Source organism: Serratia bockelmannii, from assembly GCF_008011855.1.
Lineage (GTDB): Bacteria > Pseudomonadota > Gammaproteobacteria > Enterobacterales > Enterobacteriaceae > Serratia > Serratia bockelmannii.
This window is the reverse complement of record NZ_VOUX01000004.1, coordinates 177619-203014: the sequence shown is the minus strand read 5'-3', so window position 1 is coordinate 203014 and position 25396 is coordinate 177619. Positions and strand designations below refer to the sequence as shown.

Genomic DNA, 25396 nt, shown 5'->3' with positions numbered 1-25396 from the left:
ATATGAAGTTAAGAAAAAAACGACATAAACCGATGCACATTAACGACATCACCATCATCGATGACAGCAAACTCAAGAAGGCGATCACCGCGGCGGCCCTGGGTAACGCGATGGAGTGGTTCGACTTCGGCGTATACGGCTTTGTCGCCTATGCGCTTGGCCAGGTCTTCTTCCCGGGCGCCTCTCCCGGCGTGCAAATGATCGCCGCACTGGCAACCTTCTCCGTGCCCTTCCTGGTGCGTCCACTCGGCGGCCTGTTCTTTGGTGCCATGGGCGATAAGTTCGGTCGCCAGAAGGTTCTCTCGGTCACCATTATCATTATGGCGGTCAGCACCTTCTGTATCGGCCTGATCCCGTCCTATGCATCGATCGGCATCTGGGCCCCGATCCTGCTGCTGCTGGCCAAACTGGCGCAGGGCTTCTCCGTCGGCGGTGAATATTCCGGTGCGGCGATCTTCGTCGCCGAATACTCGCCGGACCGCAAACGCGGCTTTATGGGTAGCTGGCTGGACTTCGGCTCCATCGCCGGCTTTGTGATGGGCGCAGGCGTAGTGGTGCTGATCTCCAGCATCGTCGGCGAAGCCAACTTCCTCGACTGGGGCTGGCGTATCCCGTTCTTCATCGCCGCGCCGCTCGGCCTGATCGGCCTCTACCTGCGCCATGCGCTGGAAGAAACCCCGGCGTTCCAGCAGCACGTGGACAAGATGGAGAAAGAGGATCGCAACGCCATCGAAAATCCGCCAAAGACCTCGTTCAAAGAGATCGCGGCCAAACACTGGAAAAGTTTGCTGGTGTGTGTCGGTATCGTGATTTCCACCAACGTGACCTATTACATGCTGCTGACTTACATGCCGAGCTACCTCTCGCATAACCTGCACTACTCGGAAGATCACGGCGTTCTGATCATCATCGCCATCATGATCGGCATGCTGTTCGTGCAGCCGGTGATCGGCCTGACCAGTGACCGCATCGGCCGTAAGCCGTTCATTATCGGTGGCAGCATCGGCCTGTTGGCGTTGGCGATCCCGTGCTTCATTCTGATCAACAGCAACGTCATCGGCCTGATTTTCGTCGGCCTGCTGGTGCTGGCGGTGCTGCTCAACTCCTTCACCGGGGTGATGGCCTCCATCCTGCCGGCGATGTTCCCGACGCACATCCGTTACAGCGCGCTGGCGATTTCGTTCAACATTTCGGTACTGATCGCCGGTGCGACGCCGACCGTTGCCGCCTGGCTGGTGGAAGCGACCGGCAACCTGTACATGCCGGCCTACTACCTGATGGTCGTTGCAGTGATCGGTCTTATCACCGGTCTGTACATGAAAGAAACCGCCAACAAGCCGCTGCGCGGCGCGACGCCGGCCGCCTCTGACCGCTCCGAGGCAAAAGAGCTGCTGCAGGAAACCTACGACAACATCGAACAGAAAGTCGAGGACATCAACGCGCAGATCGCCGAACTGGAAAAGAAAAAACAGATCCTGATCGACCAGCACCCCAAACTGGACTGATTCGCTCTGACAAGCAAAAAACCACCCATCCGGGTGGTTTTTTTTGCCTGCCGTGCAGAGAGTGGTAACTTGACCCGGCGGATGCCGAAGGAGAGATGAATGAATCAGTTTCAGGAGATGGCGACCTATATCGCCGTGGTCGAGGCCGCCAACATCAGCGCCGCCGCCCGCCGCTTGGGCACCACCAAGTCGGTGGTCAGCAGACGCATCCAGCAGTTGGAGACGCGCCTTGGGACTGTGCTGTTCGAACGCGGGAAAACGCTTGGGCTGACCGACGCCGGCCACCTGTTCTATCAGCGCGCCGTTCTCATATTAAGCGAAGTGAGCGATGCCGAAGAGTCGGTGCGAACACTGCACGGCCAACTGCAGGGCCCGCTGCGGTTAACCGCGCCGATGGCGTTCAGCATCCGCTATCTGGCACCGCTGTTATCCACCTTTATGGCACAGTACCCGAGCCTCAATCTGGACGTGGAGTACAGCGATCGCCTGGCCAATCTGAATCAGGAGAATTTCGATGTCGCCATCCGTATCGGCCCCTTGGCGGATTCCGACCTGATCGCGCAGCGCATCTGCGCCAACCGCCATTTGATTTGCGCCAGCCCAGCCTATCTTGCCCAGAAAGGCACGCCGATGCACCCGCAACACCTGCAACAGCACCAGGGGTTGCTGTATATTCAGCGCGAACCGACCGGCATGCTGCAGCTCCCCATCGAGGGCGAAATCCGGTCGTTTCGTATCGGTAAACGGCTGCGCACCGATAACGCTTTTCACCTGTTGGCGGCGGCTAAAGCCGGTTTGGGCCTCGCCATCCTGCCCGCATTTATCGCCGCCGACGCGATACGCGCGGGGGAACTGCGCATTGTGTTGGCCGCCTATTCACCCGACGGCGGCGACATTTCCGCCGTCTATCGCCGTTCAAAACGCGCATCCCCCAAGATCAAGGCGCTGGTGGACTTTCTGAGTGAACACATTGGCCATACGCCCAGTTGGGAAACCGCACTCTCCTCTTTCCTGACGTCAACCTGAAAGGTTCGCAGAACGCGAACCCGAGGTTCGAATTTCGCCTGCTTGTTGCTTGTGCTTCAGGGTTTTAGTCTGCAGAACACACACTTTCTGCCCGCTCTGGAGACTCTGCCATGAAAGACTTATCACGCCGTCAGCTGATATCAAAAACGCTTGTCGCTTCAGCCGCCGCCACGCTCGGCGCTTCCACATCGGTTTCCGCATTATCGGCGCAATCACAACCGGCCCAACGGACCAGAGAGACATCCCCTACTTTCGACGTAGTCATCGTCGGCGGCGGTTCCGCCGGCGCGGTGATGGCGGCTCGCCTCAGCGAAAACCCTGCGCGCCGGGTCCTGCTGTTAGAAGCCGGGCACAGTTACGCGCCCTACGATTATCCGCGCCTCATCGCGGACAGCGACGTCCTCGGCGCCAATGGCAACCCGGAGTTCGAATGGGGATACCGGACAGAACCCGGCTATGTCAGCCACGCGATCGGCGCTATCCGCGGTAAAGTCTTGGGTGGCAGTTCAGGCGTCAACGGTGCCGTGGCGATCCGCGCCCGTCCGGAAGATTTCAACCGCTGGGATCTGCCGGGATGGGGCTATCAGGACCTGCTGCCCGCCTTCAAAAAACTGGAGACTCGTCATGGCCTGCACGACCGCGCAATCCATGGCGATAGCGGCCCTTTTCCCGTCGTGCAACTCACATTGGATGACATCACGCCAATGCAACGCGCTTTCGTCGCCGCCACGCGCGCCAACGGCTATGACGCGATTGACGATTTTGATGGCCCTTCAGCCAATGGCGTCGGCCCCTACCCGATGAATATCGTCAACGGCGTACGCGTTAACACCGGCATGGCCTATCTGGATGAGAAAACCCGCGCCAGAGACAATCTTACCCTGCGTGCAGATACGCTGGTCGACCGCGTGATATTTGACGGGCAGCACGCGATCGGCGTCCGCCTGGCCAGCGGCGAAGAAATCCATGCCGCTGAAGTGATCCTGAGCGCGGGAACCTACGGTAGCGCCGCCGTTTTGATGCGATCCGGCATCGCGCCTGCGCAACAGTCGAAGCGTCTGGGGATCCCCGTCGTCGCCGATCTCCCCGTCGGCGAAAACCTGGTCGATCACCCCTTTTATTACAATGCCTACGCCGCCCGCCCCGATGTCATCGGCAGCCAAACGCCGGTTATCGGTGCCAAGCTGTGGACCCACAGCAGCCAGGCGGAACCGGGAGAGCTCGATCTGCACATTACCGCGACGCATCTGTTTCCTCATGACCAAAGCCCTACCGGCGTCGGTTTTGTCCTGGCGGTGGCGCTGACTCGGCCACAATCCACCGGACGAGTCTGGCTGGAAAGCCGCGATCCAGCGGCAGCCCCTCACATTGATCTTAACTTCCTGGCGCAAGAGAACGACCGCGTTCGCTTGTTGGAAGGGGTCAAACTGGCGCGTAAAATAGGGCAAACCGCCCCGCTGTCTACGCTTGTCCACAGCGAGCTTGCGCCCGCTGCAGACAGCGACGAGGCCATTCTTGCCTCGATGGTGGCGACGTTGGATACCTATCATCACCCGACCTCTTCCGCGCCGATGGGAAATGCCGGCGAACCGAAGGCGGTCGTTGACCTTCAGGGCCGCGTACACGGCGTATACGGGCTTCGGGTCGTCGACGCATCCATCTTCCCCGACGTTCCCTCCGTCGCCACTAATGTGACGACGATCGCCACCGCCGAGCATATCGCCCGACACTACGCCTGACCGTTTGGCGGCAAGATAGGCTGTTGAAACCCGGCCGGTCATCCTGATGGCCGGCCTTCGCCATTCCGCAGCGGCACAATCGAAATAACGGCGGCACATTTTATCCTGCCGGGAAACGATGTTACCCTCGTGGCCACCGTCACCTCTGCAAAACATTCTCATGGGCAAAATGGATCTTCCCATCATCATCGGCATCCTGGTTATGCTAACCCTATGGCTCGGCGCGCTCTTCAACATCGGCGATCTCAGCCTCACCATTTCGCGCCTGTTTCACTGGTTCGAAAGCCAACGTGGATAACCTGGGTTCGCGATAACGCAGGCAGCGAGCAAACATCGGCTATGATTGAAAGACGTTACGTCATTTTCCGAGACTGTCGCGCGCGATAAAGAGGACCGCATCATGACCGACTATGGATTCTACAATCAAATCCTGACCCGGCTGGCCGCCAATCACCCCGGCACGCTGGATGAGAAAACCTACGAACTGTGGAAGCAGGACGCCACCAGCCCGCACGCCTTCGCCGATCCCTTCGCCTATCTCAAAACCAAGGGGCTGATACAGGCCTATGTGATGAGCGACATCGACGAGAACAACTATGATATCGACCCGCATCAAACGCGGATCACCGCCGCCGGCCTTGAATTCATTCGCAACGGCGGGTTTAAATAAGGGGGATACGCGCCAACAAAAAACCGCCAGACGGCGGTTTTTTTACTCTAAAAGCACCCGGACCGGCTCAGGCGGGGAAAGGCCGATAAAAAATGCGCAGCACTTCGTTATCACCCTGGCGTAAAAAACCGCCTTCCGGCTGCCAGCGCAGATCGCGCGCCAGATTGAGATTTTCCCAGCCGACCGCGCCCCCCACGCCGATGCAAAGATTTTTATTGCCTGCGGCAAATCCCGCACCGGTACCGATCATGGCATGCAGCAAACGGGGCGCAGCCGCGTCGCGCAGGGAGAATATGCCGATAAAACATCCCTGCGGCGCGCGCAGCATATCGGCCATAGTGCGGATCTCGGTATCATCCGGGCTAACGAAATGTTTGTATTGCTTATCGAACACCGTCTGCCACAACTGCTTGTATTTCGCCTTGCTGAGCGCGCCAGAACGGTGAGCACAAAGCACCACCGCATCCCAGCACATCTCCCCGCTGAGCGAAAGATACTCTTCCGTATCGGTTTGCGGCTTATCGGCGTAATGCCGTGCAAATTCGGCCGCATTCAAATGCGGCGGCACGGCCTGTTTGGCAACGTCACTCTTGTAGCGCTTGAAATTCAACCAATGCATGGGGACTGTCCTCTTCACCCTCTAGATTAATGAACCTGAAGCCGTGGATGAGACGAGCCATCAAATCCAGAGCGTCGTCGGCGATGGCGGTTTCGTCGTCATTCAGCCCCTGTTCCACCGAGCGCTCAATCGCGTTCATCACCGCCGGAGCGCTGGTTTCTTCCCCCTGCGCCACCACGTCTAATACGGCTTTGCCGATCGCCAGACAAAGCTCATGATCAAACTCAACCTCTTTATACGGCTGCATAACCACCCCGATAAATTTTTACCCAAGAATACTAGACCACAATGGCGTATCGCGCCTGTCATCGTAGCGCAGCAAGGTATGCAGCCGAAGAGAAATGCATCAGGCCCCGGGTTGATAGCCCGAAGCCCGATAAAGGCAGGTTATTGCGGGGCTTGATCGGTAGGACGAATGATAAAACACGTGGCGGTTGCCGAGGCCAGCAGCTTCCCTTCCGCCGTTTTGAGCGTGCCTTCGGCGAAAGCGACATTTTTCGACGCATAGACCAGACGCCCCTCGGCGATCAGATCACTCTCCTTTGGCACCGGGCGCAACATTTTAACCTGCAGATCGACGGTGCCATAACCAATCCCTGCGCCCAGCGTACTGTGCACCGCGCAACCGGTCACCGAGTCCAATACCGTAGCGGCGAAACCGCCATGTACGCCCCCCAACGGATTCAGATGGCGCCCGTCTGCTCGCGCCACAATACGGATATACCCCTCTTCAACCGCGTCCGGTTTCATGGGCACCGTTTCAGCGATTGAAGCCGGTGGAATTTTGCCGGCCATCGCAGCCTGTAATAACGCCAACCCCGTCATTTTTGTCGGATCCATTGCTCTCTCCTCTGGTGGTGAACCGGTTATATAGGAGAGGTCTGACCTCTTGACTTGCTTTTTCGTGCTGATGTCGTCAGCCGCCTGCTCTTCAGATTCTCTGAACGTGACCGCCATCACTCTTTAGAGTTAATAACCACAATTTTTTAGCGCCTTTAGATTTAAAACAACTTTCTGCTGTAAACGCCGCCGGAAACTGAACGCAGTTAAGTTCAACATTATTAAGGCGTATCTATCATGGATTTCTTTCTGCAATTAGCGGTTATATTGGCATGCTTGCTGTATGGGGCGCGTAAGGGCGGCATTGCGCTGGGGTTACTGGGCGGTATCGGTTTGATGATCCTGGTGTTCGGCTTTCACCTGCAGCCCGGCAAACCGCCGGTAGACGTGATGCTGGTGATCATCGCGGTGGTGGCGGCCTCCGCCACCCTGCAGGCCTCAGGCGGGTTGGACGTCATGCTGCAGATCGCCGAGCGGATGCTGCGGCGCAACCCGCGTTATGTCTCGATCATCGCACCGTTCGTCACCTGCATTCTCACGATCCTGTGTGGCACCGGCCATGTGGTCTACACCATCTTGCCAATCATCTATGACGTGGCGATCAAAAATAACATCCGCCCGGAACGGCCGATGGCGGCCAGCTCGATCGGCGCGCAGATGGGCATTATCGCCAGCCCAGTCTCAGTGGCGGTCGTTTCACTGGTGGCGATGCTCAGTAGCTACACCTTCAATGGCCGCCATCTGGAATTCCTCGATCTGCTGTCTATCACCATACCTTCCACCCTGTGCGGCATTCTGGCGATCGGCATCTTCAGTTGGTTCCGCGGCAAAGACCTGGACAAAGATCCCGAGTTCCAGAAATTCATCTCGGTGCCGGAGAACCATCGCTACGTCTATGGCGACGCCGCCACCCTGCTGGACCGGGTATTACCGCGCAGCAACTGGATCGCCATGTGGATTTTCCTCGCCACTATCGCCCTGGTGGCGGTGCTGGGAGCCTTTTCCGACCTTCGGCCCAGCTTCGGTGGCAAGCCGCTCTCCATGGTCCTGGTGATCCAGATGTGTATGCTGATGGCCGGGGCGCTGATCGTCATCATTACCCGCACCAACCCGGCGTCTATCTCTAAAAACGAGGTGTTCCGTTCCGGCATGATCGCCATCGTGGCGGTGTATGGCGTCGCCTGGATGGCGGAAACCATGTTCGGCGCGCACCTGGCGCAGATAGAAGCCACGCTGGGCGTGCTGGTGAAAGAGTACCCTTGGGCCTATGCGCTGATCCTGCTGCTGGTGTCGAAATTCGTCAATTCGCAGGCCGCCGCACTGGCGGCGTTGGTGCCGGTGGCGTTGGCAATCGGCGTCAACCCGGCCTATATCGTCGCTTCGGCGCCGGCCTGCTATGGCTACTATATTTTGCCAACCTACCCCAGCGATCTGGCGGCGATCCAGTTCGACCGCTCCGGCACCACCCGCATCGGCCGCTTCGTGATCAACCACAGCTTTATTCTGCCCGGCCTGATCGGCGTCAGCGTCTCCTGCGTCTTCGGTTGGATCCTCGCCGCGGCGTTCGGTTTCTTATGAGTTGTACTTCGGAGCCCTGCGGGGCTCCCTGCAAGCAGGATGACAATCCAAGGGGATGGGTATGATAAGAAAGGAAAAATGCAGGTGTAATACGAATTCCAGAAACAAAAAAACCGCCTCTCGGCGGTCTACGACATTACTACTTATTGCTTTGATTATTCGGTATTTTTATTCCCTGGTACCCGGGGCGGGACTTGAACCCGCACAGCCATAAGCCGAGGGATTTTAAATCCCTTGTGTCTACCGATTTCACCACCCGGGCTCGGGAAAGTTGGAGGCGCGTTCCGGAGTCGAACCGGACTGGACGGATTTGCAATCCGCTACATAACCGCTTTGTTAACGCGCCTTTATTCTGTTTGCCTTTTCAGGCCAAAGCCGGTGATTCACCCACTTCGTTTTGTTCTTTTGGTTGGCGATGTTGAAATCGCTTATCCTAATCATCTGATTCTTAAGTAATTTATTTCGTTACCGCCGAATCGATGGACTGCATTATGGACTAAACCCCCCACCTTGGCAACCCCCCGAAATAGCAAAAAGTTCTCTAACGCTTTCAACTGCTTATTTTGTGGGCGCACTGTTCACAATGCCGACGGAAAGGCAAGCGGAATGTTGATTTTATATGCGTCGGCTCGGGAATTCACGGGCAAATCGGATCTTTTTTTCTCTACAGGAATCGCTTACCTCCCCCTCTCCGGCTTTTCACCTGCTTATGATGATGAGATATCATGCAAAACATCATCATGGGGACATCGCGCAATCTCCAGCGCCGCAGCCCTGAACGGCCAACGCAACTGCAGAGCTGGGGACTTACGCCAGGTTGTCCAACGCACGATGGGTCGGCATCAATCCCCCTGCAGAGCACCGGCACGATGTCCAATCAAATGTGCCTGTTTTCGCCGTTCAACGGGGCATCCTACGGTATGAAAACGACTGGAGATATAGGGACATATGAAGTTGTTCTATCACTCTACCGTGCCAGCTCAATGCCCTGACAGCAGCGTTACTGATTGGGTGCAGCTTGGCTTATCATTCGATGACAAGCTTGCCCACTTAGAAGGACGGAGGGTCTGCTGAGTTAGTGCAAGTTACTTTTTAAGTATGCCCAGTGGAAAAGCTGTAGAACCAGTCGCAGAGCCCCTTAAATGCCCAAAGATTGATTCAGGCTAAGGATCGAAGCTCCATTGGACACGGCCTCCCCCGACGAACTGTCGCCTGACGGCTACTTATATGTATGCGCTGCTTTAGTAAAACAAGCGTGGTTCGGGAGAGGCTAGCAAGCTGGCCAGCGTGGTTAACGCAAACTTCAGTTCGGCGCGACTCGGTGACATCAAGGCAATTCGCACGCCATTAGAGGCGATAGTACGCTGTGCTAGGAACTGGCTGCCGCTAACGACCATTACCCCATGAGCACGGGCCAAGTTGGCAAACTCATCGCAAGTCCATGGTTCGGGCAATTCCAACCAAACGTGGAAGCTGTTGGGCTGGCTGCAAATTCGATAACTGCCAAGAACTTCCTTGACCAGTCTCTGCCGTGCAGCGGCCTCATCTTGCTGCGCTTTGACTAATCGCTCACCCATACCGCTGCAGATCACGTTGCTGGCCAACTGTGCCATCATCGGCGAAGGCATCCATACGCTGCTACGGACCATGGATGACAAGCGTGAGAGAGTCTCAGGAGGCGCGTACAGGTAGCCAATACGTAACGCGGGAAGAATGCTCTTTGAAAGGCTCGTCAAATAGATGGATCGCTCAGGTGCATAGGCCGAAATCGGTTTACTCGCTGGCTGGACCTCCAGAAAACCGTAAATATCATCGTCAATAATGAATACATCATGCTCGCGGGCAATCTGCGCGATTGCCTCGCGACGCTCCGGGGGCATGATTGAATTAGTTGGATTTTGGTGGGTGGTTACGCAAATTAGTAACGCTGGGCGGTGCTCAACGCAAGCGGCGCGGAAGGCCTCAGGGAGTAGCCCGAATTCATCTATCTGTACGCCCTGCAGTCGCCGATCGAGGCTATGAGCAAGAGAGATGATTCCAGGATAGCAATGCTCTTCGCACAAAATCACATCATTGGTTTTCGATAGGCTACTGATCGCCACTAGCAAGCCATGCTGCGCTCCGGAAGTGAGGACGATCTGCTGCCACGTTGCATCTGGCAGACTGCGTTGCACCCAACGAGCCCCCGCTTGCTTGTGTACTGCGTGCCCACCATCGCTGGTGTAGTCCATCACACGGCCCAAATCCGCTGAGTGCGCGAGTTCAATAATTGACTGCCGCAACCAACCGTCTATGTCGGCATCACTAGGCTTAATTATTGAAAGATCAATCTGTGCATTGTCTTCGGGGGAGCGCTCGCCTATCGCGCGTGGCGCAGCCTTGGTTTGGGCAGGCAGGACAAAGGTCCCGCGACCGACCTCACCAATCACTAGCCCACGTTTGGCCGCTTCGTCATAGGCACGGCCAATGGTCCCAGGAGTGACTTTCAAAGTTCCAGCGAGATCCTTGAGCGTTGGCAGCCGCTCGTCAGGCTGCAGGCGCCCGGAATTGATGTCCTGCTCCAGGGCATCGGCAATCATCAGGTAAACCGGTTTCTCATGATCGCTGTATTGAGGGACCCACATAGGTAAAGCACCAGATATCTTCATGAATGCCAAATCCTAGCATAAAAGTATATGCAAGCGTTATGGGTGTAATCGAGGAACCCGTTAAAGGTTATCGAGCTATTTTCAGAATATTTCCTTGATTTCATTACTTAGCCCACCCTAATTCTCACAAAAACCGCAGGTAGCCAGAGAATTAAAATAAATAGTTTAAAATCAAAAAATTAATACCAAAGCAGGTGTTAGTTAAATCATTGTGACAGAAATTAATTGAATTTCCGCAATCGATTCAATTACAGTAATTGAATCGATGCAATTAGGTTGAATTGACCGATTCATTAATGGCGTCTGCTTGAGACAAAGCAAAAAAACGTGATTTAAATCACAAAAAACAACAACAGGGAGTGCTGTCCGCAAATCAAGCGAGTCGAGCACCGAAATATGGAAACTTAGTTGAAATGGAATGCACACAGCACAATCAGGACACCGAGTCTGTGACAACGTTGGAGATCCGCCTGCCATGGGTCACCTCCAGCGCATGGCAAACGGTGTTAAGCCAGACTCCGCTGGATTTTGAATCCACCAAGGATATTTATTTTCAGCTTAAGGAGCAGGCCCAGGACATAATTGGAGCCGAACTAACTCGCCAGATCCGTACATTCGTTGAAGACCCGACGATTACTGCAATGGTGATAAGGAATTGCCCACGAGATCGTGATACTCCGCCGACACCGTACTCTGGCGTGTTGAGTCCGGAGAGCACCCCCATTGCCTGCCTCGTGAACCTCTCGCTGCAAAGCCTGTTAGGTATTCACCCCGTCGTATACGAAGGTGAAAATGACGGTCGTTTATTTCGGCATGTGATTCCTTCACGAGCATCAGCTAGTCAGAAAAGTTCTCACGGTTCCCGTCTTCGGTTTTCCTACCACGTAGACAACCCAGATTTGCCGTTGTCGTCTGAGGCTGTCGGCGATATTTCGTGCTGCCCGGAATACTTGTCGTTCGTCGGCATACGCTGCGACCCACGAATCAACACCACACTAGTCAATCTTGATGAAGTCCTCAACAGCCTTCCGGATTCTATTGTGCATGAACTGAGTTTGCCGAATTTTGAAGTGCGACGCCCGGATTCTTTCGCCAGTAATCGTCGTTCGACGCCTAACCTGGCTGTGTTGGTCCGAGGGTTGGGCAACGAGTGGTTGTGTCGTTTCGATAGTGAAAACACGTACGGCACAAATACCCCTGCCGCACACGCGCTTGATGTCCTGCGAACGATGCTTGAAACCCGTAAGTTCGATAAGCCGCATCTCTTGCTACCTGGGGACTTCATGATCTTCAAGAACCAGCGGGTACTCCACGCTCGGGATGCTTTCGAGCCGCAGAATGACGGTGCAGATCGTTGGCTAATTCGTTTGTTCGCGGTCAATAGCCTGAGCCGAGTGCGCTTGGCGCGTGCAGATCATCTTTACGAAGTCCTTTCCTGAATTTTTTCTTATAGAGGTATTACCATGGAACTACTAGGAGCCTATTGGGCTGAGCATTGGATATTTGCGATTATTTTGCTGGGTACTATTGCGTTTATAGCTGGCTTTGTCGACAGCATCGCAGGTGGTGGAGGCTTGTTCTTGGTGCCGGGCTTTTTGCTCGTTGGCCTGCCGCCGCAAGTCGCACTGGGCCAGGAAAAATTAGTCAGTACCTTGGGAACTCTTGCGGCGATAAGGAATTTTCTGGTCAATAGCAAGATGGTCTGGAAGGTGGCTCTTGTAGGCGTCCCATTTTCGCTATTGGGCGCGTATCTGGGGGCGAACCTGATTGTTTCAATTCCACAGGAAACTGTCGGTAAGATCATTCTTGCTTTGATCCCCTTTGGTATTCTGATTTTTCTTACACCAAAAGATCGGCCAGTACAGGAACATGTCTTGTCTCATGGAATGCTGTTTACTGTGGTGCCACTGACATGCTTGGTTATTGGCTTCTATGATGGTTTCTTCGGGCCAGGCACAGGAAGCATGTTTATTATTGCCTTTCACTACCTGCTCAAAATGGACCTGGTTTCCAGCTCCGCAAACTCCAAGACATTCAACTTTGCCTCAAACATCGGGGCGCTGGTGGCATTTGTTATTGCCGGCAAGGTGATTTATTTGCTTGCTTTGCCGTTGGTGGCCTGCAACATCCTTGGCAACCATCTGGGCAGTGCCTTGGCAATTCGTAAGGGCAATGACGTCGTGCGTAAAGCTCTAGTATTTTCGATGCTCTGCTTGTTCGCCAGTCTTGGCGTGAAGTATCTGGCCTGAGTTTCCAACGATATTTCTAACAAAGGTAGGAATAGTATGCGAACTGCATTAGTCACCGGGGCTTCAGCCGGCTTTGGTAAAGCAATCTGTCATCGGCTGATTGCCGAAGGCTATCGGGTCATAGGCGCTGCACGCCGCATGGAGAAGCTCTTGCTCCTGCGGCAGGAGCTTGGCGAACAGTTCATCCCGCTGCCGCTGGATGTCACTGATCCGCTGTCCCTCGACAAGGCGTTCGAGCAGGTGAGTGAGGCCCCGTTTTCCATTGATATACTGGTGAATAATGCTGGGCTGGCGTTGGGCATTGAGCGTGCACAGCAGAGCAATGTACAAAATTGGGAGCGCATGATCGCCACTAACATCACCGGTCTTGCCCTCGTCACTCATCGAGTTCTGCCAGGGATGGTTGAGGCTAACAGCGGACTGATCATCAACATTGGATCGATCGCCGGGACCTACCCATATCCGGGAGGTAATGTATATGGAGCCAGCAAGGCTTTCGTCAAACAATTCAGTTTGAATCTGCGCGCCGATTTGGCTGGTACCCATGTGAGAGTTACCAATATCGAGCCCGGCCTGTGTTCTGGGACTGAATTCTCGGTGGTACGACTCAATGGCAATATGGAAGCGGTCGAAGCTCTGTACAAAGATGTAAAAGCTATTGGTCCTGAGGACATCGCCAACACTGTATTCTGGATCATCCAGCAGCCGGAGCATCTGAATATCAACACGATAGAAATAATGCCGGTGGCCCAGAGCAGTGCGGCTCTCAATGTCGTACGCAACCTGTAGTGGGGTACCCGGATCAGTTGTGATCGGTATGGGATAGGAGTGGCACTCGAATCCCAGGTCGCGCTCTACTGCCAGGCTGACTACCGCATTGCCCAGCGTGAACAGCGCCATCGCCATCAACAACAGACGCTTATCCGATGATTGTTTGCCGTCCCTGCTCATATCCAGCTGCAGCTGCTTGACGATCTCCGGAGGGATGATCCAGAAACCTTAATCCAAGTGGAACTGATCAGGCGTCGCCAAGCGAAGTTCGCCCGTGTGCACACCAGTCAACATCAACAACCGTAGCACCAGCTGAGTTTGCAACTGTCCCCTGTAGGCACGGAGCTTCTGCAACAATTCAGGCAGTCCGCCCATATGCAGGAAGGGGGTTGTGTCGAACGGGGGATTTGGGCGCGGCCACTACATCAAGGTCAGACGCCGGATTCTGCTCCAGGTCCGGAACCTTAACCAGGGCATAGCGGTACATCGGGTGACGGCCGTTGTGAAAGCCCTACTGCGTTCAATGCTCTCGAGGATGTCCAACAAGTCCGTACGCTTAATCTCATAGACAGATTGAGGGCCGAGGGTCAGGAGAATATCTCTGAGGAAGATTCGCTGGATCTGCTCCTGTGTGCTTTAACGGCCCGCCTTCAGACTCTTCTTGCGAAACTCGAACCATTGCTCGAACACCTTCTGGAAGGTGTGATTCTCAGCGAGAAAGGCGTGTCTGCGGTCCTGGTTTCTTTGCTTGCAGGGGTTGATGCCGCGGGCAACCAATTCACAAGCGATGTCGCGACGAGTGCGGGCTTCTTTGAGGGAGATTCCAGGGTAGGTACCCTGAGACAACCATTTCTGCTTGCTGTTCCAGGAATACCGAAAGTGCCAACTTTTGTTGCCTTCGGGTGACACGGCCAACGCGAGGCCATCAGAGTCGCCGAGTGTGCATGCCTTGGCAACGGCTTTTGCCTGCCGAATGGTGGTATCGGAAAGTGCCATGTCCAACTCCTCTGTGCCTGGTTCAGGAACAGATGGTCGGCATATCGCCCAGTGCCATACAGCAACAATGCGCACAAGCTCGCGTCCGTATTGATGGACTAAAAAATGGACTAAAAAGTGTTGGCTGGCGCTGGATTCCAGGGAAAACCTCTGGAATAAAAAAAGGGGCTTTCGCCCCTTTTTTCAATGACTTACAAACCTCAATGGAATTCCAAAGAACTCTGCAGATCAAAATTTGGAGCGGGAAACGAGGCTCGAACTCGCGACCTCAACCTTGGCAAGGTTGCGCTCTACCAACTGAGCTATTCCCGCATTACCAGAACTGACTGATTTCTTTGCTATCTTTCGGCAATTCATCGTTGTCGTCTGATGCGATGCATTCTACTTACCTGACGTGATGAGTCAATAAAATTGTTGGCGCATCACGATCGTTTGCCGATTTTTGCAGCGTATCGATCACGGTTCCAGCAGATCGTTGCGTGCCGCGTTCAAATATTGGAACATCGACCAGAAAGTCAGCACCGCCGCGATATACAGCAAACCAATCGCCACATACTCTACGGAGCGATCCGGCCGCCACAGCAAGCCCACCAGCGACATCATCTGCGCCATGGTTTTCACTTTGCCAATCCAGGACACCGCCACGCTGCTGCGTTTGCCAATTTCCGCCATCCACTCACGCAGCGACGAAATGATGATTTCACGGGCGATCATGGTGGCCGCCGGCAGCGTGATCCACCAGCTGTGGTAGTGCTCCGCCACCAGCACCAGCGCCACCGCCACCATCACTTTGTCCGCGACCGGATCCAAAAACGCCCCGAAGCGCGTTGTTTGTTTCCAGCGGCGTGCCAAGAAGCCGTCAAACCAGTCGGTGACGGCGGCAAACACAAAGATAACGGCGCAAACCATCGGAGCCCAGTTGAACGGCAGATAAAACGCCAGCACAAAGAATGGGATCAGAACTACGCGAAACAGGGTAAGCCAAGTCGGTATATTCAATTGCATAATGCTACGGTAACTATCTGGCTAGAGTGGAAATTAAGAGTATGTTGCTACATTGCCCTCAGTGTTTCAATGCATTGTAGATCTTTTCTGCCAATGCTTGTGAAATACCCGGCACTTTTGCAATTTCCTCCACGCTGGCGTTCAACAAAGGTTGCAGTCCGCCCATATACTTCAACAGCACCTGGCGCCGTTTCGGCCCTACGCCTTCAATCAGCTCCAATGCGCTGGTATTTCTGACTTTCGCCCTTCTCTGCCGGTGACCGGTAATCGCATGATTGTGCGAATCGTCGCGGATGTGTTGGATCACATGCAGCGCCGGCGAATCCGGCGGCAGAGAAATTCCCTCGCCTTCCGGGACGAAGAACAACGTTTCTAACCCGGCCTTGCGGTCGGCGCCTTTGGCGATGCCGATCAGCAATGGCTTATTCTTGTCCCAGGTGACGTTCAGCGATTTGAATACCTCGATCGCCATGCCGAGTTGCCCTTTACCGCCGTCGATGAAGATGACATCCGGGATCTTTTTCTCTTCCAGCGCCTTGCCGTAACGGCGCTTCAGCACCTGCGTCATCGCCGCGTAGTCATCGCCAGGCGTGATGCCGCTGATATTATAGCGCCGATACTCCGCTCGCACGGGGCCATTACCGTCGAACACCACGCACGAAGCCACGGTCTGCTCGCCCATGGTATGGCTGATATCAAAGCACTCCATACGGTTGATTTCCGTCAGGTTCAGCACCTTGGCCAATTCCGCCAGCCGCTGATGAATAGTCGACTGCTGCGACAGCTTGGTCGTCAACGCCGTTGCCGCATTGGTGCGCGCCAGCTTCAGATAACGGGCGCGATCGCCGCGCGGTTTGCTTTGAATTTGGATCTTGCGCCCCGCCAACTCGGAGAGCGATTCCGCAAGCAGATCTTTTTCCGGCAGGCTGAAATCCAGTAAGATCTCGCCGGGCAGCGTGCGCGCCTGGCTGCCTTGCAGATAGAACTGGCCAACAAAGGTCTGCACCACCTCGCTCATCTCCGTACCACCCGGCACTTTAGGGAAATAGCTGCGGCTGCCCAGCACCTTGCCCTGTCGGATGAACAGCACGTGCAGGCACGCCATACCGGCATCGAACGCCACGCCAATCACGTCCAGATCGTCGCTGTCGCCCGACACGAACTGCCGCTCCGTGACGCGGCGTACGGCCTGAATTTGATCGCGAATGCGCGCCGCCTCTTCGAAATTAAGCAGTTTGCTGGCTTCTTCCATGCGCGCAATCAGCTGGTGCAATACCTGTTGATCTTTGCCTGAAAGGAACAGCCGCACGTAGTCCACCTGCTGCCGATATTCTTCTTCACTCACCAGGCCGGCGACGCAAGGCCCCAGACAGCGGCCGATCTGATACTGCAGACACGGACGTGAACGGTTGCGATACACGCTGTTTTCGCACTGGCGGATCGGGAACAGCTTCTGCAGCAGCGCCAGCGTTTCGCGTACGGCGTAAGAGTTGGGAAAAGGCCCGAAATATTCGCCCTTGGCGTGTTTGGCGCCGCGATGCACCGCCAAACGGGGATGGGTATCCGCGCTGAGAAAAATCAGCGGATAAGATTTATCGTCTCGCAAAAGAACATTATATCGCGGTTGGTACAATTTAATGTAGTTATGTTCCAACAACAGCGCTTCCGTTTCGGTATGGGTAACCGTTACGTCTATTTGCGCGATATTTTTAACCAGCGTCTCGGTCTTACGGCTGCTGACCTGCTGCCGAAAGTAGCTGGCGAGACGCTTTTTCAGGTCTTTGGCTTTACCGACGTAGATCACCGTCCCCGTGGCGTCGTACATACGATAGACGCCGGGTTGGCTGGTGACGGTACTCAGGAAGGCTTTGGCATCAAAACGATCATTCACTGCTTAACAACGTCTCCGCATTGAACAATCCATGTCGGATGGCCAGGTGAGTCAATTCGACGTCGCCGCTGATATTCAGTTTGCTGAACATGCGGTAACGGTAGCTGTTCACCGTTTTTGGGCTGAGACTCAGTTGCTCCGAGATCTCATTCACTTTTTTGCCTTTGGTTATCATCAACATGATCTGTAACTCGCGTTCAGACAGGCAGCTGAACGGCGTTTCAGCCTGCGGCTCCAGCTGACTCAAGGCCATCTGCTGAGCGATGTCAGACGCGATATAGCGCTGCCCCGCATGCACGGAACGCAAGGCGTTAATCACTTCTTGCGGCGCGGCGCCCTTGCTCAGGTAACCGGCGGCCCCCGCCTGCATCACCTTCGCGGGCAAAGGATTTTCAGTATGGATGGTCAACATGATGACTTTGACGTCGGGCGCATAACGCACAATCTTGCGAGTGGCTTCCAGCCCGCCAATGCCCGGCATATTCATGTCCATCAGCACGATATCGACAGCGTTGCCACGGCACCATTTTACGGCGTCTTCACCGCACTGGGCCTCACCGACAACTTTTATACCTTTGATATCTTCAAGAATGCGTCGTATCCCTGCGCGCACCAGTTCGTGGTCATCAACAAGAAGAACGCTAATCAAGGAAAAATCTCCAAAAAAAGGGAGTAACGCAATCGGCCTCTGTTTTCGCCAGAGATATTACTTGTTTTTCAGACAAGAATGAACACAGATTAATACATACTTTCGAATAACTTTGCGGAGCAGAGCTGATTTTTCAATTTTAGCCGTCTATGCCGCCGATAAATCGTCACGTCGGAAAACATCAGGCGACGAAAATAATTCCGCGGCGCTGTACCAGACACAGGATAGCGCGACAATCATGCTACGAGTGAGAAATCTGTGTAAGCAATCACGACATGAATAATATTAACACGGCTATTGGCTATTTGTAATCATTTGATATTTAAAGGCGTAGCAAAATCCGCTGCCAACGCGGGTCTGGCAACCCACGGTCGAAACTATTATTCCCGGCAAACGCCGCTAAAATCGGTGTACTACGCTCCAAATAATTATAATAACCCCATCGTTCAACAATAACGTGCCGGACAAATACTTGTTAACCACCTCGAAATAACTTGCCGATAGAGGATGATTCGGACAAGCAATGAGCGAACGTTGCCCACCCGCGTGACCGGAGCAAGCCCGGTGCAGATGATGGACGCATGCTATGCTATACTCCGCGCCCAGTTAAATTCGCCACCGCGCGCGACAACTGTTTAGCCCACGCGCGGTGCGCCAAAGCAGCTTGTATCAGGCTACGGCCTCAAAAAATCAGGAGAGAAAATGAGCAACGTTGATTTCACTACGTCTGCAAACCCGGAAATCTTGGCGACCGAGGTTGCCTGCCTCAAAGCTACGCTGACGCTGATCCTGAAGTCGATCGGCCAGGCCGACGCCGGGAAAGTCATCATCAACATGGAACGTTTCATTGCCCAGATTGAAGATCCGACTCAGGCGGAAATCTTCAAGAACAGCATTCAGCAAATCAAGCACGCTTACCGCCAGTAAACGTTGCCTCTCAGACCCGCGTTTCATGCGGGTCTGTTTTTCCCCGCGCTACGCAACACGCCATTGATCTTGCACAGACTTTCGGGCAGTGTGTTGACTTTCCCCCACACCCGAGACCGTTATGGGCATCCTTGTCAAAGCGCTGATCGGCGCGCTGGTCGTGGTTCTGATTGGCCTGTTGGCCAAAACGCGCAACTATTATATCGCCGGTTTAGTCCCGCTCTTCCCCACTTTTGCTTTGATTGCGCATTATGTTGTCGGCAGCGAACGTTCAATAGCGGCGCTAAAAACGACGCTGATTTTCGGCATGTGGGCGGTGTTGCCCTACCTGGTGTATTTGATTTCGCTGTATTTCCTGATTAACAGTCTGCGGCTGTCGTTAGCGCTGGGTGCGGCGGTACTGTGCTGGATTGCAGCGGCGTGGCTACTCATTACGCTGTGGGGATGGTGGCAAGGGCGTTAACGCCCTTGCCGGAAATGTTACGGCCGCCCTGCCTGCAAAACGAAGCCTCTCTGCCGATCGCCGGCGATACGCAGATAGCGGCTTTCACCGGCGCGCAGCGTCATCGGTACACTGCCGCCGGTCTCACGCCAAATACACAGATTATTCTCGATCATATCTTGCCCGATACTGACCGTAATATTGCCTGGCGGCACGCGAAATTCTGCTTTCTCTTTCGACCCCAGCGAAGCGGCGAACTCCCCATTCACATAGACGCCGGTGCGACAGCTCCCCGCTAGCATTCCGCTGTCGCGCACCACCACTACCGTAGCGTAAGGCGTATCCGGGATATTCTGATAGAGCATCAGACGGCTTGGGGGCGGCAATTCAGCCTGTTGCGGCGGTACGACTTGAGTCGCACATCCCGTCAACAGTGCAGAGGCAAATAACAACGCGGCGTAATGCTTCATCCTTGGCTCCTGAAGAAAATAATGCTTATCGTAACAAGAGAATAGCTGTCTCCAGTAGCATTCATACTGCAGAGACGAAAAAATCGGATAACTTCCCACTCACCCACAAACCGGCAGGAATAAGAAGATTCTGCATTAAAGCTATTGAAATAAAGGCGATTCTTGCAGATTTAAAACTTGACCATGCCACGTTGGATATCTGCCGCAAAAGCACCACTGACGTAACTGAAACCATCCTGCGTGACGTAAACTCGGGTATGACCGGTCTCTGATAACACCGCCACCATATATCCCAGGCTGATCATTTCATGTGATGGAACGTTCATTGGGGTTAGAAATCCGCGTCCGCGGCACCACTGATAAAAGCGAGTTCGCCCATATCCCAACACGGCCCCCACATCGGAGAGGTGCTTGAAAGTATCATAATCCTCTGATGGTGAAGGTAAACCGTCATGACTTTCAGGCGTTTTCTTTATCCCAGACAAAATAAACTCCTTTTTTGACGCTGTCGCGTACGATTACCCTTCCTCTAAAATGAATTTAAAAAATCCAAATTTAAAATGCAAATGAATTCCCTGTAACTAAAAGCCTTCCCCAGAAAAAACCCGAAAATAAAACCCCAATAAAAAAACAGAAATAAAAAAATAGAGTATTAATACCGAGTATTAAATCCTTGGCATGGGTAAATATCCTAAATAAAAATAATAGTCAGGCAAGATAAGAATATACTTAGCATGCGTATTATTTCACTCATCAAAACGATGCAATTGCGCTCGGATCATTACGGCATAAAAAGAATGAATAAAACCAGCACCACATCGACCCACCTTCGTCGTGTGGTCGCAGATCCCTACAGACTTCCCCAATGTGCCACATCCTCTCTCAACGCGGCACTTCCTCAATCATACCTAAACAATAACCATTATCATTTCCAATTATTCCGCCAGTTTATTACACTTTCCTACCTCGCCAGTTAGGAACATTCCTAGTCGGAGAGCCTCAGGACAGAGAAAGAGTTAGGGACACCATGAAGAATTACCGTTGTTTGATTGTTTTGCCGCTTTTGATGATGACCGCCTGCACCCAATGGGAAAGGCCCGGCGCGGTCGAGAGTACCCGGGATGCCGAATATGCCGAATGCCGCAGCCGCGGCTACGATCGTTTTCCGCCGGACGTGGTGCGGGACGTGGAGTTCAGCTACGAAAACAAATACATCCCTTGCGAGAAAAATAAGAAAGATTGCCCATCGGGATACCGCTATGACAAAGAGCCGTCGATTAAGACGGTGCAGACCGACCGCAATCAGTCCGCCCGAAACGCCACCATCGAAGCCTGTATGTACAGCAAAGGTTGGCGAGAGAAAACCTACTATTGGCCGCAATGGTGATGTGGCGGCGTTTGCCTAGGGTGACATGCCGCTAATCCATTCAGCCGTCGTCATCACTTCGGTTCAGCCCCAGCGCAACCAGTGTTTCCGCCCTGACCGGCGTTAAAGGCACACGCGGCGGTGGCAAAGGCCAGCCCAAAAGCTGCCTCGCCGCCGCCGCGCAGACTTTACCCTGGCATGCCCCCATGCCACAGCGGCTACTTAGCTTAGCCGTGTTCCAATCCGGCTGATGGCGGACCTGTTCCAGCGCGACGTCTTCGCAGCGGCACAGCAGCGTCTGCGGTTTGGCCAGAGAATTCATGCGTTCATCGAGCGTAAAAGCGGCCGCTGTCGCCGTGGCGAAACGCCGCCACCGCTGCCGCTGCGCCATCATAAAATCGGCTTTTTCCTTCTGACCGGTGGCGGCATAACCGGCAATGGCGCCTTCGGTGAGCGCCAATTCACTGCCGCCGATGCCGGTACATTCCCCGGCGGCATAAATTTGCGCCTGGCTGGTTTGCTGACAATGATCCACCGCTACGGCACCGTGTTCTATCCGACACCCCAGCAGCATGGCCAACTCAATGTTCGCCACCAATCCAAAACCGCAGGCTAACCTGTCGCAGGCGATCGTTCTTTGCCGCCCACCGTTATTGACGTGCACCGAGGTTAAACGGTCTTGCCCCAACGCCGCCAGCACCCGGCTACCGGCACGATAACGATGCGGCATCAGAGAAAACGCCTGATGCAGCTTGGCTGGCCAGCGCCACAAGCCGCCCGCAAACGCCGCCAACCGCCAAAGCGGTGCCTGCTCAGCCACCAGCACCACCTCGCCGCCGGCCTGTTTTACGCTGTTCGCCACCGCCAACAGCAGTGGACCACTGCCTGCTATCACTACTCGCTCACCGCGAATTGTCAGCCCTTGCTTGATTTGCGCCTGTAGACCACCGGCGCCGGTCACCCCCGGCAGCGTCCAGCCGGGAAACGGCAACAGGAGTTCACGAGCGCCATTGCATAAAATCAACTTTTGATAGCGAATCACGCCGCAGCCTTCGGCATCTTCATATGCCAATCGGTTAGCGCCACACTGCGCCACCAGCTTGCAGCCGGACTGCAGCGCAATATTTTCCTTCGTCACCACCGCCTGCCGATAGCGGTTCGCCATTTCAGGCAATGCCACCTGCGGTCCATCGCGCCAGATTTGTCCGCCTGGATGTGGATTATCATCAATCATTCGTACCTGACCACCACTTTCCGCAGCGGCCAGCGCCGCAGCCATGCCGGCCGGCCCAGCGCCGACGATCAGCACCTCACAGTCGAAGTTACTCATCATCGCTCCTCTCGATGCGCATGCCGGCTTGGCACAGCGTCTGGCACGCCAGGCAACGCAGACCGTTAATGGTCACCCGGCACTCCTGACAAATGCCCATGCCGCAAAAGGGGGCCCGTGGTTGGTGTGAAATCGACAACCGGCAACGATCGTCACCGCACAGGCTGAGTGCCGCAGCAACGCTGAGGCCAACCGGCACCCGCCGGTGCTCTCCATCGATACTCAACGAGAGCGTATTTTGTCTTTCATTCATACAGGCAGCTCCTCGACGGCAAACGCGCGCGCCGCCAAATAGGGGGAATCATCAATCTCCGGCGTTTGCCGGCCGATCTGCGCAGTAATCAGCGCGGCACTACCAAGGGCGGTTGTGACACCCAATCCCTCGTGCCCCAGCGCCAACCACAGCCAGGAATGCCGCGGATGTGCGCCCAACAACGGCAGCCCGTCTGCAGAGGCAGCGCGCAGCCCGGCCCAGCAGCGAATGATGTTCATCTGCGCCAGTGCGGGCAAGAAATGCTGCGCACGCTTGAGCATCGCCGCCAACACTGGCATGTCCAACGCCGAATCGACGGCGTCGAACTGGCGGGAAGAGCCGATCAGCCATTGTCCGGTGGGCCGTGCCTGCACATTGAATGCCACCGACGTACCGTCGCTGGCATGCGCGCTGGCGCCATATCCCAACTCCACCAGTTGATGCCGCACCCGCGGCGGGTAGCGATCGGTGATCGCCAGATGGCCCTTCTTGGCGTGCAGCAAAGCCTGCGGCAATAGGCTATTGGCCCTAAGGCCACAGGCCAGGACTACCAGTGGCGCAGCCAGGCGCCTGCCATCCGCCAGCCTCACTGCCCCTTCCTCCAGTGCTGTCGCTTCACCATGTACCACCTCGATCGCCGCACTACCGTCGTCCAACAGCCAGCGAGCCACGAGCGGCGCATACACAATGCCGTCGGCCGGCACCCGCAGCCCACCGGCCAGGCCGTGCCGCAGCATCGGCTCCACGGCGGCGATCTGCTCCGCCGTCAGCAGTTCCGCAGTCACACCCTGCTCCGCCAGCCGCGCCCGCTTTTGTTCGGCAATGCCCATTTCATCCGTTTTATCCGCCAGCCATAGCGTTCCGCAGCCGCGCCAGGCACACGCTTGCGGCATCCGCTCCGTCACTTCACGCCATAACCGCAGCGAATAAGCGCTCAACGCCAGCTCAGCCGGATTATCGTCCATGCATACCAGATGCCCCATGCCGGCGGCGGTCGCACCGGCGCGACGATCGTCCACTACCGAGACACGATACCCTTCCCGCGCCAACCGCCAGGCACAGGCAGCGCCGATGATGCCGGCGCCGATCACGATGACATCGGCTTTCTGTCCGGTGCCCATCAGCGTATTCCCCAGACAAAGGGATCGCGTTCGTCGAGCAGCAGTTGGCTATCGGCACACACATAGGCCTGCCCGCGAATAAAAGGAGTAATACGTTCGCCATTCCAGCGGTAATAGGCCTGGAATTCGCTACCGATCACGCTGACCTGCCGCCACTGCGTTTCCGGTGGCAGTTTGCCGTCCGCCGCCAGACACGCCAGTTTGGCGCTGGTACCGGTACCGCACGGAGAACGATCATAGGCTTTGCCGGGGCACAACACGAAGCTTCGGCTGTCGGCCTGCGGATCGTCACCGAACAGTTCGATATGGTCTATCACTCCGCCGTCTTCACCGCAGATGCCCGCCTGTTCCAATGTCTGCCGCACCGCCCAGGTGAACGCGGTCAATGCCTCCAGATTTTGTCTATCGATAGGTAACGGCGACTCGCCGATCAGGAAGAACCAGTTACCGCCCCAGGCGATATCCCCCGTCACCGGCCCGTATCCCCCAACCTCAAGCCGCACCTGGCGACGGTAACGATAAGCCGCCACGTTCTCCACCGTGACGCTGCCGTCGTCATGCAGCGTGGCGTTTACCGTGCCGACCGGGGTCTCGATGAGATGGCTCCCGGCGTGGATCCGCCCCAGGTGCGCCAGCGAAGCGATCAGCCCGATAGTGCCGTGCCCGCACATACCCAGATAGCCGTTGTTGTTAAAGAAGATCACCCCAGCGGTGGCCTGCGGCGAGCAGGGGCGACACAGCAGCGCCCCCACCAGCACGTCATTGCCGCGCGGTTCGAGCATCACCGCGCAGCGCCAATCGTCATAATGTTGCGCGAAACGCGCCCGCCGTTCCGCCATGCTGCCCTCGCCGAGATCGGGAAACCCTTCCACGATCAGACGTGTCGGCTCTCCGCCGGTATGAGAATCGATCGCCCGCAAAGCGGTGATATGCGCAGAAAGTGCCATCGGCGTCTCCTGAGTTAATGAGATGTTACCAATGGCATTAGCCTGAACGAATGTGGGCATGGCGGCTTGATGCGTTTCGGCGCGGCGAATGAAGAAATCAGCACAGTGATAAAAGTCAGGTCTGACGCGGCGCGGGTATACGCTTAACGAATGCCATAATAATGACTTATTTATCATATTGTTATTTCCATGCTAAACCTTTGTGTAGCGAGAAACACCGCAGTTTTCAAGCAACTGCCAAACACCGCCCGGCAAAAGTATGCGGCAATCCGCATATTTAGCAGCCGGCCGGAAATAGCGCTTGCTTCGTTACAGAAAAGTTAATATTGATGCGAAAGTGCCAACCTGGCCCGC

At 55.2% G+C, this 25396-nt stretch carries 26 protein-coding genes and 3 tRNA genes; 13 read left to right on the top strand and 16 right to left on the bottom strand.

The window, feature by feature from the left end:
- The first annotated feature begins 2 nt into the window (after positions 1-2).
- The 5 genes from proP to FOT55_RS08315 all read left to right on the top strand — a co-directional run bounded on the left by proP (position 3) and on the right by FOT55_RS08315 (position 4940).
- The gene (gene proP, locus FOT55_RS08335) at positions 3-1505 is read left to right on the top strand and encodes a glycine betaine/L-proline transporter ProP (protein WP_025302375.1); all 1503 of its coding nucleotides are present in this window, start codon (positions 3-5) and stop codon (positions 1503-1505) included.
- Positions 1506-1604: 99 nt separating this feature from the next.
- A complete protein-coding gene (locus FOT55_RS08330) occupies positions 1605-2531 on the top strand; it encodes a LysR family transcriptional regulator (protein WP_025302374.1) in 927 nt (308 codons plus the stop codon).
- Positions 2532-2641: 110 nt separating this feature from the next.
- On the top strand, positions 2642-4270 hold the full coding sequence (locus tag FOT55_RS08325) for a GMC family oxidoreductase (RefSeq protein WP_141997744.1): 1629 nt from the start codon (positions 2642-2644) through the stop codon (positions 4268-4270).
- Positions 4271-4439: 169 nt separating this feature from the next.
- Complete coding sequence (locus FOT55_RS25670; protein WP_261423666.1) at positions 4440-4568, top strand: hypothetical protein; 129 nt, start codon at positions 4440-4442, stop codon at positions 4566-4568.
- Positions 4569-4670: 102 nt separating this feature from the next.
- Positions 4671-4940, top strand: coding sequence for a hypothetical protein (locus FOT55_RS08315; RefSeq protein ID WP_025302371.1), 270 nt, complete (start codon positions 4671-4673; stop codon positions 4938-4940).
- Positions 4941-5007: 67 nt separating this feature from the next.
- Here the strand turns inward: FOT55_RS08315 and FOT55_RS08310 are convergent, their stop codons facing one another.
- The 3 genes from FOT55_RS08310 to FOT55_RS08300 all read right to left on the bottom strand — a co-directional run bounded on the left by FOT55_RS08310 (position 5008) and on the right by FOT55_RS08300 (position 6516).
- Entirely contained in the window at positions 5008-5559 is a 552-nt protein-coding gene (locus tag FOT55_RS08310; RefSeq protein WP_025302370.1) for a hypothetical protein, read from the bottom strand.
- Positions 5525-5806: a hypothetical protein gene (locus FOT55_RS08305; protein WP_025302369.1), complete on the bottom strand. Its 282-nt coding sequence runs from the start codon at positions 5804-5806 to the stop codon at positions 5525-5527. Before FOT55_RS08305 ends, FOT55_RS08310 begins: the two co-directional genes overlap by 35 nt.
- Positions 5807-5946: 140 nt before the next feature.
- Positions 5947-6516: a PaaI family thioesterase gene (locus tag FOT55_RS08300; RefSeq protein ID WP_226905742.1), complete on the bottom strand. Its 570-nt coding sequence runs from the start codon at positions 6514-6516 to the stop codon at positions 5947-5949.
- A gap of 120 nt (positions 6517-6636) precedes the next feature.
- Between FOT55_RS08300 and FOT55_RS08295 the strand changes: the two genes are divergently transcribed.
- Complete coding sequence (locus tag FOT55_RS08295) at positions 6637-7977, top strand: anaerobic C4-dicarboxylate transporter (protein WP_025302367.1); 1341 nt, start codon at positions 6637-6639, stop codon at positions 7975-7977.
- A 176-nt stretch (positions 7978-8153) separates the two neighbouring features.
- Here the strand turns inward: FOT55_RS08295 and FOT55_RS08290 are convergent.
- The 3 genes from FOT55_RS08290 to FOT55_RS08280 all read right to left on the bottom strand — a co-directional run bounded on the left by FOT55_RS08290 (position 8154) and on the right by FOT55_RS08280 (position 10625).
- A tRNA-Leu gene (locus tag FOT55_RS08290) sits at positions 8154-8239 on the bottom strand.
- A gap of 10 nt (positions 8240-8249) precedes the next feature.
- A tRNA-Cys gene (locus FOT55_RS08285) sits at positions 8250-8323 on the bottom strand.
- A gap of 895 nt (positions 8324-9218) precedes the next feature.
- Entirely contained in the window at positions 9219-10625 is a 1407-nt protein-coding gene (locus FOT55_RS08280) for an aminotransferase-like domain-containing protein (RefSeq protein ID WP_225735594.1), read from the bottom strand.
- A 449-nt stretch (positions 10626-11074) separates the two neighbouring features.
- Here FOT55_RS08280 and FOT55_RS08275 point away from each other — a divergent pair, with 449 nt between their 5' ends.
- The 3 genes from FOT55_RS08275 to FOT55_RS08265 are packed head-to-tail and all read left to right on the top strand — an operon-like array spanning position 11075 to position 13663.
- Positions 11075-12064, top strand: coding sequence for a TauD/TfdA family dioxygenase (locus FOT55_RS08275; protein WP_197780650.1), 990 nt, complete (start codon positions 11075-11077; stop codon positions 12062-12064).
- 24 nt (positions 12065-12088) lie between these two features.
- The gene (locus FOT55_RS08270) at positions 12089-12874 is read left to right on the top strand and encodes a sulfite exporter TauE/SafE family protein (RefSeq protein WP_025302363.1); all 786 of its coding nucleotides are present in this window, start codon (positions 12089-12091) and stop codon (positions 12872-12874) included.
- 36 nt (positions 12875-12910) lie between these two features.
- Positions 12911-13663 carry an SDR family NAD(P)-dependent oxidoreductase gene (locus FOT55_RS08265; protein ID WP_072008267.1) on the top strand — a complete coding sequence of 251 codons (753 nt, stop codon included), beginning with the start codon at positions 12911-12913 and terminating at the stop codon, positions 13661-13663.
- Between the two features lie 618 nt (positions 13664-14281).
- Here the strand turns inward: FOT55_RS08265 and FOT55_RS25575 are convergent.
- From FOT55_RS25575 to uvrY, 5 genes are all read right to left on the bottom strand, one after another.
- Positions 14282-14641, bottom strand: coding sequence for an Arm DNA-binding domain-containing protein (locus FOT55_RS25575; protein ID WP_238476094.1), 360 nt, complete (start codon positions 14639-14641; stop codon positions 14282-14284).
- 236 nt (positions 14642-14877) lie between these two features.
- Positions 14878-14953 (bottom strand) — tRNA-Gly (locus FOT55_RS08255).
- A gap of 144 nt (positions 14954-15097) precedes the next feature.
- Positions 15098-15646 (bottom strand): CDP-diacylglycerol--glycerol-3-phosphate 3-phosphatidyltransferase, encoded by a 549-nt coding sequence (gene pgsA / locus FOT55_RS08250; protein WP_004927937.1) that lies wholly within the window; start codon positions 15644-15646, stop codon positions 15098-15100.
- Positions 15647-15704: 58 nt separating this feature from the next.
- Positions 15705-17537 carry an excinuclease ABC subunit UvrC gene (gene uvrC, locus FOT55_RS08245; protein ID WP_025302361.1) on the bottom strand — a complete coding sequence of 611 codons (1833 nt, stop codon included), beginning with the start codon at positions 17535-17537 and terminating at the stop codon, positions 15705-15707.
- The gene (uvrY, locus tag FOT55_RS08240; protein ID WP_004927947.1) at positions 17530-18186 is read right to left on the bottom strand and encodes a UvrY/SirA/GacA family response regulator transcription factor; all 657 of its coding nucleotides are present in this window, start codon (positions 18184-18186) and stop codon (positions 17530-17532) included. The genes uvrC and uvrY overlap by 8 nt, the downstream gene beginning before the upstream one ends.
- Positions 18187-18888: 702 nt before the next feature.
- On the opposite strand from uvrY, the gene FOT55_RS08235 reads away from it, so the two are divergent.
- Together FOT55_RS08235 and FOT55_RS08230 are read left to right on the top strand one after the other, a co-directional pair.
- Positions 18889-19113 carry a DUF2594 family protein gene (locus FOT55_RS08235; RefSeq protein ID WP_004927950.1) on the top strand — a complete coding sequence of 75 codons (225 nt, stop codon included), beginning with the start codon at positions 18889-18891 and terminating at the stop codon, positions 19111-19113.
- Between the two features lie 121 nt (positions 19114-19234).
- The gene (locus FOT55_RS08230; RefSeq protein WP_025302360.1) at positions 19235-19576 is read left to right on the top strand and encodes a GlpM family protein; all 342 of its coding nucleotides are present in this window, start codon (positions 19235-19237) and stop codon (positions 19574-19576) included.
- Positions 19577-19593: 17 nt separating this feature from the next.
- Here the strand turns inward: FOT55_RS08230 and FOT55_RS08225 are convergent, their stop codons facing one another.
- Positions 19594-20025 (bottom strand): hypothetical protein, encoded by a 432-nt coding sequence (locus FOT55_RS08225; RefSeq protein ID WP_025302359.1) that lies wholly within the window; start codon positions 20023-20025, stop codon positions 19594-19596.
- A 2-nt stretch (positions 20026-20027) separates the two neighbouring features.
- Between FOT55_RS08225 and FOT55_RS25400 the strand changes: the two genes are divergently transcribed.
- Positions 20028-20297, top strand: coding sequence for a hypothetical protein (locus FOT55_RS25400; protein ID WP_161800801.1), 270 nt, complete (start codon positions 20028-20030; stop codon positions 20295-20297).
- Positions 20298-21052: 755 nt separating this feature from the next.
- Positions 21053-21412, top strand: coding sequence for a hypothetical protein (locus FOT55_RS08215; RefSeq protein WP_025302358.1), 360 nt, complete (start codon positions 21053-21055; stop codon positions 21410-21412).
- Between the two features lie 40 nt (positions 21413-21452).
- Here FOT55_RS08215 and FOT55_RS08210 read toward each other — a convergent pair whose 3' ends face one another.
- Genes FOT55_RS08210 through FOT55_RS08195 form a run of 4 tightly spaced genes read right to left on the bottom strand, consistent with a single transcriptional unit; the run spans position 21453 to position 25042 of the window.
- Positions 21453-22721 (bottom strand): NAD(P)/FAD-dependent oxidoreductase, encoded by a 1269-nt coding sequence (locus FOT55_RS08210; protein ID WP_025302357.1) that lies wholly within the window; start codon positions 22719-22721, stop codon positions 21453-21455.
- Entirely contained in the window at positions 22714-22974 is a 261-nt protein-coding gene (locus tag FOT55_RS08205; RefSeq protein ID WP_147823354.1) for a (2Fe-2S)-binding protein, read from the bottom strand. The genes FOT55_RS08210 and FOT55_RS08205 overlap by 8 nt, the downstream gene beginning before the upstream one ends.
- Positions 22971-24095, bottom strand: coding sequence for an NAD(P)/FAD-dependent oxidoreductase (locus FOT55_RS08200; RefSeq protein WP_147823353.1), 1125 nt, complete (start codon positions 24093-24095; stop codon positions 22971-22973). The genes FOT55_RS08205 and FOT55_RS08200 overlap by 4 nt, the downstream gene beginning before the upstream one ends.
- Entirely contained in the window at positions 24095-25042 is a 948-nt protein-coding gene (locus FOT55_RS08195; protein ID WP_147823352.1) for a 4-hydroxyproline epimerase, read from the bottom strand. Before FOT55_RS08195 ends, FOT55_RS08200 begins: the two co-directional genes overlap by 1 nt.
- Positions 25043-25396: the final 354 nt, after the last annotated feature.